Source organism: Phenylobacterium sp. (genome assembly GCF_030697925.1).
Taxonomy (GTDB): domain Bacteria; phylum Pseudomonadota; class Alphaproteobacteria; order Caulobacterales; family Caulobacteraceae; genus Phenylobacterium.
This window is the reverse complement of the sequence record NZ_JAUYOJ010000152.1, coordinates 1-14,792: the sequence shown is the minus strand read 5'-3', so window position 1 is coordinate 14,792 and position 14,792 is coordinate 1. Positions and strand designations below refer to the sequence as shown.

At 68.9% G+C, this 14,792-nt stretch carries 15 protein-coding genes; 6 read left to right on the top strand and 9 right to left on the bottom strand.

Features of this window, described 5'->3' with window-relative positions; all coding sequences use genetic code 11:
* Position 1: 1 nt before the first annotated feature.
* Positions 2 to 2,155, bottom strand: a complete 2,154-nt coding sequence (gene scpA, locus Q8Q88_RS14470) for a methylmalonyl-CoA mutase (RefSeq protein WP_305675891.1) — start codon at positions 2,153 to 2,155, stop codon at positions 2 to 4.
* On the bottom strand, positions 2,152 to 3,573 hold the full coding sequence (locus Q8Q88_RS14465) for a methylmalonyl-CoA mutase family protein (protein WP_305675890.1): 1,422 nt from the start codon (positions 3,571 to 3,573) through the stop codon (positions 2,152 to 2,154). The genes scpA and Q8Q88_RS14465 overlap by 4 nt, the downstream gene beginning before the upstream one ends.
* Before the next feature lie 139 nt (positions 3,574 to 3,712).
* Between Q8Q88_RS14465 and Q8Q88_RS14460 the strand changes: the two genes are divergently transcribed.
* The gene (locus Q8Q88_RS14460) at positions 3,713 to 4,720 is read left to right on the top strand and encodes a nitronate monooxygenase family protein (RefSeq protein ID WP_305675889.1); all 1,008 of its coding nucleotides are present in this window, start codon (positions 3,713 to 3,715) and stop codon (positions 4,718 to 4,720) included.
* 3 nt (positions 4,721 to 4,723) lie between these two features.
* Here Q8Q88_RS14460 and Q8Q88_RS14455 read toward each other — a convergent pair whose 3' ends face one another.
* From Q8Q88_RS14455 to Q8Q88_RS14445, 3 genes are read right to left on the bottom strand one after another with little or no spacing between them, the layout of a single operon-like run.
* A complete protein-coding gene (locus Q8Q88_RS14455) occupies positions 4,724 to 5,527 on the bottom strand; it encodes an ABC transporter permease (RefSeq protein WP_305675888.1) in 804 nt (267 codons plus the stop codon).
* Between the two features lie 4 nt (positions 5,528 to 5,531).
* Positions 5,532 to 6,362, bottom strand: a complete 831-nt coding sequence (locus tag Q8Q88_RS14450; RefSeq protein ID WP_305675887.1) for a hypothetical protein — start codon at positions 6,360 to 6,362, stop codon at positions 5,532 to 5,534.
* Positions 6,363 to 6,365: 3 nt separating this feature from the next.
* A complete protein-coding gene (locus tag Q8Q88_RS14445; protein WP_305675886.1) occupies positions 6,366 to 7,358 on the bottom strand; it encodes an ATP-binding cassette domain-containing protein in 993 nt (330 codons plus the stop codon).
* A 142-nt stretch (positions 7,359 to 7,500) separates the two neighbouring features.
* Here Q8Q88_RS14445 and Q8Q88_RS14440 point away from each other — a divergent pair, with 142 nt between their 5' ends.
* The 3 genes from Q8Q88_RS14440 (at position 7,501) to Q8Q88_RS14430 (ending at position 11,001) form a co-directional block, all read left to right on the top strand.
* A complete protein-coding gene (locus tag Q8Q88_RS14440) occupies positions 7,501 to 7,998 on the top strand; it encodes a hypothetical protein (protein ID WP_305675885.1) in 498 nt (165 codons plus the stop codon).
* 107 nt (positions 7,999 to 8,105) lie between these two features.
* The gene (locus tag Q8Q88_RS14435) at positions 8,106 to 9,449 is read left to right on the top strand and encodes a dicarboxylate/amino acid:cation symporter (protein WP_305675884.1); all 1,344 of its coding nucleotides are present in this window, start codon (positions 8,106 to 8,108) and stop codon (positions 9,447 to 9,449) included.
* Between the two features lie 172 nt (positions 9,450 to 9,621).
* Positions 9,622 to 11,001 carry a sensor histidine kinase gene (locus Q8Q88_RS14430; protein ID WP_305675883.1) on the top strand — a complete coding sequence of 460 codons (1,380 nt, stop codon included), beginning with the start codon at positions 9,622 to 9,624 and terminating at the stop codon, positions 10,999 to 11,001.
* A gap of 13 nt (positions 11,002 to 11,014) precedes the next feature.
* On the opposite strand, the gene Q8Q88_RS14425 is transcribed toward Q8Q88_RS14430, so the two are convergent.
* Both Q8Q88_RS14425 and Q8Q88_RS14420 read right to left on the bottom strand, forming a co-directional pair.
* Positions 11,015 to 12,448: an MFS transporter gene (locus Q8Q88_RS14425; RefSeq protein ID WP_305675882.1), complete on the bottom strand. Its 1,434-nt coding sequence runs from the start codon at positions 12,446 to 12,448 to the stop codon at positions 11,015 to 11,017.
* A complete protein-coding gene (locus tag Q8Q88_RS14420) occupies positions 12,445 to 12,891 on the bottom strand; it encodes a MarR family winged helix-turn-helix transcriptional regulator (protein ID WP_305675881.1) in 447 nt (148 codons plus the stop codon). Before Q8Q88_RS14420 ends, Q8Q88_RS14425 begins: the two co-directional genes overlap by 4 nt.
* A gap of 149 nt (positions 12,892 to 13,040) precedes the next feature.
* Between Q8Q88_RS14420 and Q8Q88_RS14415 the strand changes: the two genes are divergently transcribed.
* A complete protein-coding gene (locus tag Q8Q88_RS14415) occupies positions 13,041 to 13,244 on the top strand; it encodes a hypothetical protein (protein WP_305675880.1) in 204 nt (67 codons plus the stop codon).
* On the opposite strand, the gene Q8Q88_RS14410 is transcribed toward Q8Q88_RS14415, so the two are convergent.
* A complete protein-coding gene (locus Q8Q88_RS14410; protein ID WP_305675879.1) occupies positions 13,210 to 13,677 on the bottom strand; it encodes a hypothetical protein in 468 nt (155 codons plus the stop codon). The genes Q8Q88_RS14415 and Q8Q88_RS14410 overlap by 35 nt on opposite strands.
* Positions 13,678 to 13,723: 46 nt before the next feature.
* Positions 13,724 to 13,996: a hypothetical protein gene (locus Q8Q88_RS14405; RefSeq protein WP_305675878.1), complete on the bottom strand. Its 273-nt coding sequence runs from the start codon at positions 13,994 to 13,996 to the stop codon at positions 13,724 to 13,726.
* Positions 13,997 to 14,089: 93 nt separating this feature from the next.
* Between Q8Q88_RS14405 and Q8Q88_RS14400 the strand changes: the two genes are divergently transcribed.
* Positions 14,090 to 14,467, top strand: a complete 378-nt coding sequence (locus tag Q8Q88_RS14400; RefSeq protein WP_305675877.1) for a hypothetical protein — start codon at positions 14,090 to 14,092, stop codon at positions 14,465 to 14,467.
* Positions 14,468 to 14,792: the final 325 nt, after the last annotated feature.

Genomic DNA, 14,792 nt, shown 5'->3' with positions numbered 1-14,792 from the left:
GCTACTGAGGGGTCTCGACCTGGGCGTAGCCCATCTGTTCGTTGAGCCGCTCCATGACCTCGATGGCGGCCTCGGGCACCACCGTTCCGGGGGTGAATATGGCGGCGACGCCGGCGTCCTTGAGGGCCTGGAAGTCCTCGGGCGGGACGACCCCGCCGACCACCACCAGGATGTCGGCGCGGCCCAGCTTGGCCAGCTCTTCCTTCAGTTCGGGGACCAGGGTCAGGTGGCCGGCGGCGAGCGAACTGGCGCCCACCACATGCGCGCCCTCGGCCACGGCCTGGGCGGCGGCCTCGGCCGGGGTCTGGAACAGGTTGCCGATATCGACCTCGAAGCCCAGGTCGGCGAAGCCCGAGGCGATGACCTTCTGGCCGCGGTCGTGGCCGTCCTGGCCCATCTTGGCGATCAGCACGCGAGGTTTGCGCCCGTCCGCCTGGGCGAAGGCCCCCGTCATCGCCTTGGCGCGTTCGGCCTGGGGCGTGGATCCCGCCTCGCGCAGGTAGACGCCGGTGACAGCGGAGGCCTCCGCGGAATGGCGGTTGAACACCTTCTCCAGGGCCAGGCTGATCTCGCCGACCGTGGCCTTGGCGCGGGCGGCGTTGACCGAGAGTTCCAGCAGGTTACCGTTCCCGCGCGCGCCGTCGGTGAGCGCCGCGAGCGCGGCCTCGACCTGCGCCGGATCGCGCTCGGCGCGCAGGCGGGCGAGCTTTTCGAGTTGGCGCTCGCGCACCGCGCTGTTGTCGACCTTGAGCATCGGGATGACCTCGGCGCCATCGGGACGATAGCGATTCACCCCCACCACGCTCTGGCGACCGCTATCGATGCGGGCCTGGGTGCGGGCGCTGGCCTCCTCGATACGGCGCTTGGGCAGGCCGTCCTCGATGGCCTTGGCCATGCCGCCCAGGGCCTCGACCTCGGCGATGTGTTCGAGCGCGCGGGCGGCGAGATCGGCAGTCAGGCGCTCGACGTAGTAGGAGCCGCCCCAGGGGTCGATAACCCGGGTCTGGCCGCTCTCGAGCTGCAGGAAGAGCTGGGTGTTGCGGGCGATCCGGGCGGAGAAGTCGGTGGGAAGCGCCAGGGCCTCATCCAGCGAATTGGTGTGGAGGCTCTGGGTCTGGCCGCCGACCGCGGCCATGGCCTCGACCAGGGTGCGCGGCACGTTGTTGTAAACGTCGTGGGCCGCGAGGCTCCAGCCGCTGGTCTGGGTGTGGGCGCGCAGGGCGAGCGAGCGGGGATCCTTGGGATCGAACTCGTCCCGCATCAGCTTGGCCCAGAGCAGGCGGGCGGCGCGCTGCTTGGCGATCTCCATGAAGGCGTTCATGCCGGCGTTCCAGAAGAACGACAGGCGGGGCGCGAACTGGTCGACGCTCATCCCGGCGGCGACCCCGGCGCGGACATATTCGATCCCGTCGGCCAAGGTATAGGCCAGCTCCAGGTCCAGCGTCGCCCCGGCTTCCTGGATGTGATAGCCGCTGATCGAGATCGAGTTGAACTTCGGCATTTCGCGCGAAGTGTATGAAAAGATGTCCGAAATGATCCGCATCGAGGGGCCGGGCGGATAGATGTAGGTGTTGCGGACCAGGAACTCCTTGAGGATGTCGTTCTGGATGGTGCCCGACAGTTTCTCGTGGGGAACGCCCTGTTCCTCGGCGGCGACGATATAGAGCGCCAGGATCGGCAGGACCGCGCCGTTCATGGTCATAGACACGCTCATCTTGTCGAGCGGGATGCCGTCGAACAGGGTCCGCATGTCCAGGATGGAGTCGATGGCGACGCCGGCCATGCCGACATCGCCCTTCACCCGGGGATGGTCGCTGTCATAGCCGCGGTGCGTGGCCAGGTCGAAGGCCACCGACAGGCCCATCTGACCGGCCGCCAGGTTGCGCCGGTAGAAGGCGTTGGAGTCCTCGGCCGTGGAGAAGCCCGCATACTGGCGGATGGTCCACGGGTTGGTCAGGTACATGGTCGGATAGGGGCCGCGCACATAGGGCGCGAGGCCGGGGAAGCCGGAATCCAGGCCCTCGATGTCGGCCGGGCTGTAGGCGGGTTTCACCGCGATGCCTTCCGGCGTCTCCCAGACCGGGCCGGCCAGCAGCGGCGACGCGGCGCGGGGACGGTCGAAGGGCAGGGCGGCGAAGTCGGGGAACGGGCTCATCGGGCGGCCTCATGGGGCTCGGCGAGACGGATGGGGGCCAGCGACGGGCAAGCGCCGTCGGGACCCGGCAGGCGGACGGACGGCGCCTCGGCGGCGCGCGGCGCGGCGGACGCGACCTCGACAGCCGCGGCCTGGGTCGGGGGAAAGGCGGTGACGCCGACGATCTTGGGCAAGCCGGCGGCCTGGCGGGCCTCGCGGACCTTGGCGACCTCGGCGGCGATGTGGCCGCCGGTGAGCGCGCCGATCAGGCCGCCCTGGGCCTCGATGGCCTGGAACTCCGCCCAGGCGGCGCGGGCCATTTCATCGGTCAGGGCCTCGACATAGCCGGACCCGGCGGCGGGATCGGCGACACGCCCAAGGTGGGCCTCTTCCATCAGCACGAACTGGGTGTTGCGGCTCTGGCGCCGCGCGAAGGCGATGGGCAGGCCGATGGCGTCGGTGAAGGTCCCGAGCACCACCGCGTCGGCGCCCCCGACACTGGCTCCGAAGGCGGCGGCGGCTAGACGCAGCATGTTGGTCCAGGGATCCTGCACCGTGAGCATGCGGCCCGATGAGCGGCTTTCGATGCGGGCTGGGACGGTCACACCGCAGGCCTGGGTGACGCGGGTCCAGAGGACACGGGCGGCGCGGTGCTTGGCCAGGGTGGCGAAGTAGTCGGTGTCGGCCGAGAGGCCCAGGACGATCCCGGCGAAGGCTTCGGCCATCGGAACGCCGGCGCGGACCAGGGCCTTGGCGTAGGCGACAGCGGCGGCGATCGCGAAGGCCAGTTCGCCGGCCTCGCCGCCGCCAGCCTCGTGGACGACCCGGCCGGAGGCCAGGAAGAGGCTCGCCTTGGGGTGGGCCTGGGTCAGCCGCGCGGCGACCGTGGCGGCCGAGATCAGATGGCTCTCGATGGGGCCAGGGCTCACGCCGGTCCGCGCGAAGGCGCTCAGCGGATCGAGGTGGAGGGCGAGCAGGGCGGTGGGCGAGCCCTTGGCGGCGGCGGCCAGCCAGTCGGCGGCCTTGGGGCCTAGGAACCCGGCGTCGAGCGCGATCGGCGCCATCTCAAGCAGGACGCCGTCGAGGACCCGAGCGAGGTCGCCGGCCGATCCCACGGCGATTCCGGCCTGGCCGGTCGGGTCGAGGGAAACGACCGCCGAGGTCGCGCCGCCCGCTAGGTCGGCCAGCAGGTCGGCGTTGGCGCGGGCCGGCTCCGGATGGGCGACGGCGGCGCGGACGTCCCAGGGCTGTTCGGGATCGTGGGCGCGGGGCGTGAACGCCGCCTGGGTCAGGGCCGCCGGATAGAGCGGCTCGATGGCCAGGCCCTCGGCCGTGGTCCGGCGCAGGGTCTCGAAGGAGGCGTCCTTGAGGGTCTTGGCCACCAGCGCGCGCCAGTCGGCGTCGCTGGCGGACGGAAGGGCGTCGGCGAGTTGCGTCATCGTGCGCCATTGGGCCGCGTGGGTCGCGTGCGTCAAGTTCACGCGGCGTGAGCGGTGACGGCGGCTTGCGCGTCGGCTATTCTTGTATATACGTTGTAAAAATTAGATCGACGCCCATTCAACCAAGGATGCGATTCCCATGGCCCTGCCTCCCGTCCTCGCCGAGCGCCTGCGTATTCCGGTCATCGGTTCGCCCCTGTTCATCATCTCGGGTCCCGAATTGGTCATCGCCCAGTGCAAGGCCGGCGTGGTGGGTTCGTTCCCGGCGCTGAACGCCCGGCCGGTGAGCCAGCTGGACGAATGGCTGGCCCAGATCACCGAGGAGCTGGCCGACTGGGACCGCAAGAACCCCGATCGCCCCTCGGCCCCCTTCGCGGTCAACCAGATCGTCCACAAGACCAATGACCGGCTCGAGCAGGACGTCGAGCTGGCCGTGAAATACAAGGCGCCGATCACCATCACCTCGCTGGGCGCCCGGGAAGACGTGAACAACGCGATCCACTCCTATGGCGGGATCGTGCTGCACGACGTGATCAACGACCGCTTCGCGCGCAAGGCGGTGGAGAAGGGCGCCGACGGCCTGATCCCCGTGGCGGCTGGAGCTGGCGGCCATGCAGGCCACCTGTCGCCCTTCGCCCTGGTCCAGGAACTGCGCGAGTGGTTCGACGGGCCGATCGCGCTCTCGGGCTCCATCGCCAACGGCGCCGCGGTGCTGGGCGCCCAGGCCATGGGCGCCGATCTGGCCTATATCGGCTCGGCCTTCATCGCGACCCAGGAAGCGCGCGCCATGGAGGGCTACAAGGATATGATCGTGGCCTCGCGCGGCGACGACATCGTTTATTCCAACCTGTTCACGGGGGTGCACGGCAACTATCTGCGCCCGTCCATCGAGGCCGCCGGCCTGGATCCGGACAACCTGCCGGAAGCCGATCCCTCTAAGATGAACTTCGGCTCGGGCGGCAACCAGAAGGCCAAGGCCTGGAAGGATATCTGGGGCTGCGGCCAGGGCATCGGCGCCATCAAGGACATCCCCACCGCCGGCCAGCTGGTCGACCGCCTGGCGGCCGAGTACGAGGCGGCCAAGGCCTCGCTGGCCCGCAAGACCTCGCTCACCCGCGGGAGCGCGCTCGCCATGGCGGCGGAGTAGGGCTCAGCTCCCGGTCGAGGTGTATTTCGACACCCCGAACCTCCAGGCCAGGAACGAGACGGCCAGGAAGATCAGTCCTGCCGCTGGGGTCAGCGGCAGGAGCCAGGCCGGCGCGCCCAGGGGGTCGGGCTTGTCCAGGATGGCCAGGACCGGGAAATAGGCGACGCAGCCCAAGGGCACGATGAAGATCAGCAGGTTCCTGAACCAGCCGGCATAGAGGCTGAGCGGGAACTGGGCGGCCTGGACGCCGCCATAGGTGAGCACGTTCATGACCTCCAGGCTCTCGACGGTCCAGAAGGCCAGGGTGGCCTGGAAGACCATCAGGCCCACGAACAACGCCACCCCGCCGACGATGGTCCACAGCGCCAGGCCAACCTTGGCCGCATCCCATTCCAGCGAGAGGCTGGCGGTGGCCAGGCCGATGACGATCAGGCCCTGAGCCAGCCGCCCGATCCGGGCCAGGCGGAAGTCGTAGCCGATGAGCTGCAGGGCGGCCGAACGCGGCCGCAACAGGACGCGGTCGAAGTCGCCGGTCTTGATGAAATGGGCGCCGAACATGTCGAAGCCGCGGCTGAGGAAGTCGGCGATGGCGAACGAGACGCTGATCATGCCGAAGAACATGGCGATGTCGCCGAAGGTCCAGCCCTGGACAGGGCCGAAACGGGCGAACAAGGCCCAGGCCGCGACGATGTCGATGATGGTCGTGAAGAACTGGCCCGCCGCCAGCAGGATGGTCGAGCCAGGGTACTGAAGCTGGCCGCGGACCGAGGCGGAGAAGTAGCGAGTGAGCAGGAAGAGCGCGGTCATCGCACTAGCCACCCTGCATCTGGAGGCGCGCCATGACCCGGACCATCCAGGCGCGGCCGATCACGATCATCACCACGGTCCAGAAGGCCTGCAGGGCCAGGCCCGCGGCGGCGCCCCAGCCGGTCAGGCCGCCGAAATAGATGCGGAACGGGATGTCCAGGAAGCTGGCGAAGGGCTGGATCAACAGGAAGGTCTGCATCCAGTCCGGATAGAGCGCCAGGGGCAGGAGGTTGCCCGAGAACGCGATGAGCAGCGAGGCGACCAGGGTGTTGATCCCCCGCTCGTCCAGGGTCACCACCGCACTGATGTTCAGCAGCATGACGAAGGCCGAGGAGACCAGGACCACCAGCACCATCGAGAGGGCGAAGAGCGCGAAGGCCAGGGCGTCGGCGGGCGGTCGCCAGGACCAGGCCTCCAGGCCCAGCAGGGGAAAGGCCACGCCGGCCACGGCCAGCATCAGCAGGGCGCGGGGCAGGGCCCGGGCGGTCATCCAGGCCGCGGCGCGGACGTACCACCAGTTATAGGTGTCGATGGGGCGCAGGCGCTCATAGCCGATGGCGCCGGTGCGGACGGCCTGGCTGATCTCCGGATCGCCGCTCCAGGGCGAGAGCACGAGAAGGGCTTGGGCCAGCCAGGTGTAGGTGATCACCTGCGACAGGGTGATCGGCGTTTCCCCTGGGGCCGCATTGGCGAAGAAGGCCGCATAGACCATGACCTTGATCCCGCCCCACCAGCATTGGGTCGCGAAGCCGGCCACGGCGGCGGCGCGGTACTGCAGCATGAGCTGGAACCGAGCGGCGAAGGCGGCGGCGTAGGGGCGGATGGCGTCGGGCACGGCTCAGGCCTCCGCCGCGCCGTGCAGGTCGTAGAACTTGGCGATCACCTCTTCGATCGCCGGCTGCTCGACGTGGATGTCCTCAACCGCATAGTCGGCGGTGATGGCGGCGATCAGCCGGGGCGCGCCGACGACGGCGGGATCGAAGGCCAACTCCAGGGATCGGCCGTCGCGGGCGCGGACCTCCACCCCGGGCAGGTCGATTTCGGGCGCCTGGTCGACGAAGTCGATGAACAGCCAGCGTTCGCGCAGGACATCGCGCCGCAGAGCCTCGAACGGGCTGTCGGCCAGCACCTGGCCATGGCCGATGACGATGACCCGCTCGGCCAGGGCCTCGATGTCGTGCATGTCGTGGGTGGTGAGCAGGACGGTCACGCCGCGCTCGCGGTTCAGGCGCTTGACGAACTCGCGCACCGCCAGCTTCGAGGGGGCGTCCAGGCCGATGGTCGGTTCGTCCAGGAACAGGACATCGGGCTCGTGCAGCAGGGCCGCGGCGATCTCGGCGCGCATCCTCTGGCCCAGGGAGAGCTGGCGGACAGGCTGGTCGAGCAGGCGCTCCAGGCGTAGCAGGGCCACCAGTTCGTCGCGGGTCCGAGCGTAGCAAACCGGGTCGATGCGATAGATGTCGCGCAGCAGGTCGAAGCCGTCGATCACCGGCAAGTCCCACCAGAGCTGGGTGCGCTGGCCGAACACCACGCCGATCCTGGCTACGTGCTTGATCCGCTCCTGGTAGGGCACGAGGCCGCCCACCTCCACCCGGCCGCTGTCGGGACGGAGGATGCCTGAAAGGATCTTGATGGTGGTCGACTTGCCGGCCCCGTTCGGGCCGATGAAGCCCAGCAACTCGCCGGCTTCCAGGGAGAAGGAGACGTCCTTAAGCGCCTCCACCGTGCGCCAGCGGCGATGGACGAGCCCCTTCAGCGCGCCCAGCACGCCGGGATCGCGTTCGGCGACGCGATAGGTCTTCGCCAGGTCCTGAACCAGGATCTGGGGCATGGGACACCGCCGCGATTTCAAAGAGAGAGGGAGGCGGACGCTAGGCGGCGCGAAGGCGAGGGTCAATTGCGGAGCTTGGCCCGGACGCATCCATTCGGCCCGTCGCGACTTTAGGGAGACACGGACAACCGGGAGCCGCGACATGTGGAAGACTTTTTGCGGCCTCGCCCTGGCGGGGTTGCTAGCCAGCGCCTGCGACGATCCCGCCACCCATCCGCCGGAAGTCTATGTCCCGCCCATCCCGGCCCCGCCGACCGATGTCGCGCTCGTGGCCCTGCGCGGCGCGCTCGGGCCCTGCGAGGCGGCCATGGACGAGGCGGCCGATCCGATCGGACAGTTGGCGGCCGGCGGTCGCGCCTCAACGGAAGGACGCGCAGCCATCGAGCGGGCGCGGTTGATCTGCGGCGGGGCGACGGCGGAGATCCGCGCGCTGGGGGTCTGGGGTCGGCTTAAGGATCCCTGCGCCCAGGCGGCCCAGGCGCGGGAGGTGGTGGCCACTGGAGCCCTGGACATCCTCGAACTGCGCGGATCCAAGCTGGGCGTGCCTGCCTTGCGGGACAAGATCGCCGATCAGGCCGCGGTTTCGCGCGCCTGCGCTGGGGAGATCGTGGTGGCCGAGAGGCAGTCTCCGACGGGCTGACGCGCCCTTAGGCATCCAGCTTTTCTAATGGCCCCGCCAGGGCAAAACCGCTGGCGCGCCTGAGGCCGTGCGGCCATGCTCGCCCTCGCGGACGATCAGGAGCTGACATGGCGCAAACGCACGGCAGGCGGCGGGGATTGCTGGGATCCTTCGGATTCCAGGTCCTGGCCGCCATGGTGATCGGGCTGGCCCTAGGGCTGGCGGCGCGCAATCTCGGCACGGAGGAGGGGCAGCAGGGCTATGCGCTGTCCGAAACCCTGAAGCTGGCCGGTTCGACCTTCGTCCAACTGCTGCGGGTGCTGGTGCCGCCGCTGGTGTTCACGGCGATCGTGGCCAGCATCGCCAACCTGCGCGAACTGCAGAACGCCGCGGCCCTGGTCTGGCGCACGCTCATGTGGTTCGCGATCACCGCACTGATCGCCGTCAGCATAGGCATCGCGCTGGGCCTGATCCTGCAGCCTGGCGTCAACACCAGCGTCGCCGTGGCGGCGGCGGAGGCGTCGAACACCCAGGGCTCCTGGATGGATTTCCTCAAGGGGCTCGTGCCGTCGAACATGCTGGGGCTGTCGGCGTCCACCAAGATCGCCGACGGGGGAGCCACTACCTCGCTGTCGTTCAATGTGCTGCAGATCGTGGTGATCTCGCTGGTGACCGGGATCGCGGCCCTGCGCTGCGGCGCAGCGGCTGAACCCTTCCTGGCGTTCAACGCCTCGGCGCTCGCCATCGTGCGCAAGATTCTATGGTGGGTGATCCGCCTGACCCCGATCGGCACCGTCGGCCTGCTGGGCAACGCCGTAGCGCACTACGGCTGGGACGCCCTGGCCCAGCTCGGCGCGTTCGCGGCGGCGGTCTATATCGGCCTCGGACTGGTGCTGTTGGTCGTCTATCCGGCGCTGTTGGCGCTCAACGGGCTCAATCCGGTGAAGTTCTACCTGGCGGCCTGGCCTGCCATCCAGCTGGGCTTCGTGTCGCGCTCGTCCATCGGCACCCTGCCGGTGACCCAAACGGTGACCGAAACCGGTCTGGGCGTGCCGCGCGCCTATGCGGCCTTCGCCGTGCCGCTGGGGGCGACCACCAAGATGGACGGCTGCGCCGCCATCTATCCGGCCATCGCGGCGATCTTCGTAGCGCAGTTCTATGGCGTACCGCTGGCCTTCACCGATTACCTGCTGATCGTCTTCGTCTCGGTGATCGGATCGGCGGCGACCGCCGGCCTGACCGGGGCGATCGTGATGCTGACCCTGACCCTGTCGACGCTCGGCCTGCCGCTGGAAGGCGTCGGTTTGCTGCTGGCCATCGACCCGATCCTGGATATGGGCCGCACGGCCACCAATGTCGCCGGCCAGGCGCTGATCCCGACGCTGGTGGCCAGGCGCCAGGGCATATTGGATCAGGCGGTCTACGATTCAGCGGGCGTCGAGCCGGTGATCGAGGACCAGCCTGCGGCCTAGACCCTTTCCGGTCAGATGGACTCATCTGACCGGATGAAAAGGGTCTATCTTCAAAAGTTTAGACCGTGACGGCCGCCTGAACCGGTATCCACTTCAGGCTGTCACGCCCTAGGCCCACGGGCGTCAACCCGCTAGCATGCCGCGACGTCTGAATCGCGGGAGGCCAGCGCCGATGGCCGACGAAGAGGGCGCCGACCGCTGGTCCGGGATCGGTGGCGCGGCGCTGCTGAAGGCGATGTTCGACGCTGCCGACGTGGTCGCCGGCGTGTTCGAGCTGCTCGACGACGACTACCGATATGTGACTGCCAATCGCAACGCCGCGGCGTTCTACGGCCGGGGCGAAGGCGGCCTGGACGGCCTGACCGGCCGCGATTTGGGCCTGACGCCGGCACAGATCGAGGCGCGGCTAATCACCCTGCGCGCCTGCTGGACCGCCCAGGAGACGCAAACGGCCGAGTATCCATTTTCGCTGGAGGGCGGCCGGCGAGGCTGGTTCCTGGGCACGTTCTCGCCCATGCCGGGGGACCGGCCACGGGTCGCCTTCGTCGTTCTCGACGTAACGGCGCGCCACCAGGCCCAGCGCGACGCCGACCGTGAGAAGGCGCGGCTGACCCTCGCGCTCGACGCCACCGCGCTCGGGCTTTGGGAGTACGACCTGGCGGCAGATCAGGTGGAATGGGATGCGCGGACCCGAATCCTGTTCGGCGTGGAAGCCGAGGCCACCATCGACTTCGCCACCTATGCGGCGGCGGTCCATCCCGACGACTTCCATCTGGTCGAGGCGGCCTATGGCGGCGCCTTGGCGGGTAAGGACGGCGGGGCCTATGTCGTGGAGCATCGGACCACCGCAGGCGGCGCGCGCGGCTCGGCGGCCTGGGTGCGCGGCGCCGCCCGGGTCGTGTTCGCGAAGGACGGTCGCCCCCGCCGAGTCATCGGCACCGCCCAGGACATCACCACCCAGGTCGTGGCGCGGGAACGCCAGGAGCTGTTGCTGGCGGAGCTGAATCACCGGGTGAAGAACAACCTGGCCACCGTGCAGGCCATCGCCGCCCACGCCTTCCGCAGCGCCGGGGACGATCCGGCCGCATTCCGAAGGGCGTTCGAGGAGCGTCTGCAGTCCCTGGCGCGCGGGCATGACCTGCTGACGCGCAACGTCTGGGAGACCGCCGAGCTCACCGAGATCTTCGCCGCGGCCCTGGCGCCCTTCGACCAGGCCCACGTTCGCCTGCATGGTGAGGCGGGCTTCGTCCGCTTGAAGCCGGACTTGGCCGTCAGCCTGGTGATGGTGCTGCACGAGTTGGCCACCAACGCCGCCAAATACGGCGCACTGTCGGCGTCGGGCGGAAAAGTGGAGATCGACTGGAGCCTGGAGCCGCAAGGCCTGCGGATCGTCTGGCGCGAGACTGGCGGGCCGCCGGTCTCGCCACCCGAGCGCGAGGGTTTCGGATCTCGACTGATCAGGACCGCGCTCGGCTCTTTCGGCGGTGCGGCGACCCTGGCCTTCCCCGCCGAGGGACTGGTCTGTCAGATGAGCGCGCCGCTCGACGCATAGGCCGCCGGTTCGGCTAGGCCTTGAGCCGGCCGTTCATCTCGTCGCCGGCGTCCTTGGGAAGCGGCATGAAGAAGAACAGCGAGACAAAGGTGAGTAGGCCGATCACCATGAAGGCCGGCGAGATCGCCCCAGCGGTCAGATGGGCCTCGCCGCGGGCGACCATGAAGAAATGCATCAGGGTGGCGGCCAGCCCGATGCCGATCGACTGGACGAGCTGCTGCATCATCGAGGAGGTGGTGGAGGCGCGGCTCATTCGGTCCTGGTCGATGTCGGCATAGGCCATACCGTTCAGGCTGGTGAAGTGCAGGGAGCGGAAGAACCCGCCGACGGCCAGGACGATCATGATCAGCCAGTGCGGCGTGGTGGGGGTGAACAGGCCGTAGGCCATGAAGCTGACCCCCACGATGACGGCGTTGACCACCAGCACCGTCCGGAAGCCGAAGCGGCGCAGGATGGGCGGGGCGGTGGTCTTCATGACCAGGGCCCCGGCCGCGGAGATGAAGGTCATCAAGCCGGCCTGGAACGGCGACATGCCGAAGCCGATCTGCAGCAGCATGGCCAGCATGAAGGGCGTCGCCCCCATGGCGATGCGCATGAAGGCCCCGCCGACCACGGAGGCCGTGAAGGTCTGGATGCGGAACACAGAGAGATCGATGATGGCGTGCGGATTGCCTCGCGCGTGCCGCCAGTAGAGGCCGAGCGCCGTGAACCCGCCCAGGAACAGTCCCGCCACCAGGCCGTCGGGCAGCATGCCTCGGCCCAGATTCTCGAAGCCGAAGATCAGGCCCGCGAGGCCCAGGCCGGTCAACAGGATGCCGATCCAGTCGATGGGCGAGACCTGCTGCTCGCTGACATTGGGCACGTAGCGGAAGACCAGGAATACGCCCACCACCGCTACGGGCAGGTTCATGAAGAAGATCCAGCGCCAGTCGGCGAAGGTGACGATGGCGCCGCCTACCACCGGGCCGATCACCGGGCCCAGCAGGGCCGGCATGGTCATGACCGACATGGCCCCGATCAGCTCGGCCTTGGGCGTGGTGCGCAGCAGGACCAGACGGCCGACGGGGGCCATCATGGCGCCGGCCATGCCCTGGAAGATGCGCGCGATGACCAACTGGGTCAGGTCCTGGGCCAGGCCGCAGGCCGCCGAGGCCAGGGCGAAAAACACCATGGCGATCATGAAGATGCGCTTGGCGCCGAACTTGTCGGCCACCCAGCCGCTGATCGGCAGGAAGACCGCCGAGGCCAGCAGGAACATGGTGATGGCGAGGTTCAGCCGCAGCGGGTCCTCGTGCAGCGCCACGGCCATGGTCGGCAGGGCGTTGGAGAGCACCGTGGCGTTCATGGTCTGCATCAGCATGGCCGTGCCGATAATGGCCGGGATCACCCAGCCGCGCGCCATGGCCACGTCGGTCTGGCGCTCGAGAGGACTGTCGACCGGGCTCACGGCTCGAGCGCCAGGAGCTGAAGGAGGGGCGCGATGGCGCCGCTCAAGTCCTCGCGCGCGGCTGGGTCGAGCTTGGCGATGCGGGCGGCGAGCCAGTCGTTGCGGTGCTGGCGGATGGCCTCCAGCTGCCGGGCGCCGGCCGGGGTGACCGCCAGGCCGGAGCGCCGTCCGTCGTCGGCATGGTCTGCGCGGGCGACCCAGCCGGCCGCCTCCAGGCGTTTGACATGGCTGCTCATGGTGGGCCGGGACATCTGTTCAGCGTCGGCCAGCTCGCAGACTCCCACGCCGGGAACACGCATGATCTGGCCAAGGATTAGGGCGTCCAGGGCCGAAACCCCCGCGCGCTGGGCTTCCTGCCGCAGGCGGCGCGAGACGCGCAGCAGGACAGGCCGCAACGCCTCGGCCAGTTTCGTCGGTTCGGGACTGTCGAGCTGCGCGGTCATCCGGTCTCAAAAATAGTTAGGTTGCCGAACTACCTATCTGAACCGCATTGAACCGGCGGTCAAGCGAGGCGGCGGCGCCTGCCCGGTTTGCGGGAACTTCAGGCCGAATTCCCCGTTGAGGCGAGTGGGCCGAAGCGAGGGCCCAGCAGATGTCAGAGCAACAAGACAGCCTGCCGTCGGAAGCGATGGCGCAAGTGACCGCCGAGATCCGCGCCATGACGCGGCGCATGTCGCGCGACCAGGTCCTGGACCTGGCCGATCTGCTACATGAGGTGGTCCGCGAGCGCCAGTTCGAGCAGATGACCTGGCGTCGCCGCGTCAGTCTCCAGGCCGAGACAGCTCAGCAAGCCTGACGGCGGCGTTGCGAGCGGCCTGGGCGCTAGCCAGAAGCGTATGGGCATGGGCCGCCAGCTCCTCTGCGGCCGACGCGCAGGCGGCGGCTTCGCCCATCGCATCGCGCGAGCAGGCGGCGCGGGCGCGCTCGGCGGCCTCATGCGCCATGCGGGCTGCGAGCTGCGCCTTCACGACAGCCGACAGGAACCCGCCCGCCGCACCCTCCAACCAGGCTTGGCGTCGTGCGAGCTTGTCCTTGGCCTCGTTCAGGAGCGCGTCGCGGTCACGGGGTTCATAGGGCGCCGGACCGAGTCCGGACCAGCAGACACCGGCATGGCGAGCGGCAGCCTGACGCGCCCACGCCTCGCGCCGCTGCTCCGCCTGCAACTCTGCGGCGAACAGGGTGGCGATTTCCGTAACTTCGGACGCATGCATCGGCGAAATGTATTTCACATACACATGATCGCCAACTTGAATCGTAGAAAAATTACACCAGACCCTAACGGTCGCGAGTGATGATGCGGCGGGCCTGGTAGGGCGGGATAATCGCGGTGATATGGGCTGCCCAGCGGAGCCGCGCGTCGCGCCGGGTGGGGCCAGCGATGCTCTCCAGGCCATAGAGGCCGGGTCTGCTGCCGCGCAGCAGGCGCTTGACCAGGACCTCATCGGTGTCGGTCTCCAGGACCACCACATCGCCCAGCATGTCGGCGCTGGGGGCGCTGCGCTGATCTTCGAAATAGATCAGGGCTCCGTCATCAGCCAGGCCGCGCATGGAATGGGTACATGTCAGCTTCGATCCCCGATCCCGGCGCCAGGTCCTCACCAAGGCGCCGGGCGGCGGATACCAGAAGGGACTGACGCGATGATGAGCGCCCGCCTGGCCCTGTCCCTCGGCGCCCTGGCCGCCGTCGTCCTGGTCTGCCTCGGCTTCTACTGGAGCGGTCGCCGCGATGGCGCCGCCGCGGAGCGGCCACGCACGGAAGCCGCGCTCGCCCGAGCTGAGCTCGCCGACCGCGAGACCGAAGGCGCGCGCGCCGGCGCCGCTCGCGTCGATGTGGTGGCGCAAAGGCGCGAAGCCGTGGCCGAGATCGCGGCGAATATTATCCCCCAAGCCCTGCAAGCGGAGGACGCCGATGCGCCCCTGGATGCCAATCGCGCCGCTCGCCTTGGCCGCGCTGACCGCGAGCTGTGCGAACTCGCCCCGGATCTCGACGGATGCGCCGCGGATCGAAATGCCCGCTGAGGCCAGGCGACCCTGTGGCCTACGCGTTCTGCCGCCGAGCCCCTCGGCGGCAGACTTGGAAATCGCGTACGTGCAGCGCGGCGTTCAGATCCTAAATTGCGACGCCGCTCGGCGGCTCGCCGTCGAGACGCATGACGCCGAGCACGAATTGGAGGCGAGGCCGTCCGGTCGGCGACGATAGGTGTCTAGAGCGTGACCGCTCTTAGCTGAATCGGGATTCCGGATATCTGCGGATCATGATTCAAGGTCCAGGCTGGGCAGGAGGCCAGCTTGGATGGGTCGGCCGTATTCTCTGGATCTTCGGGATCGCGTGGCTCGGTTCGTG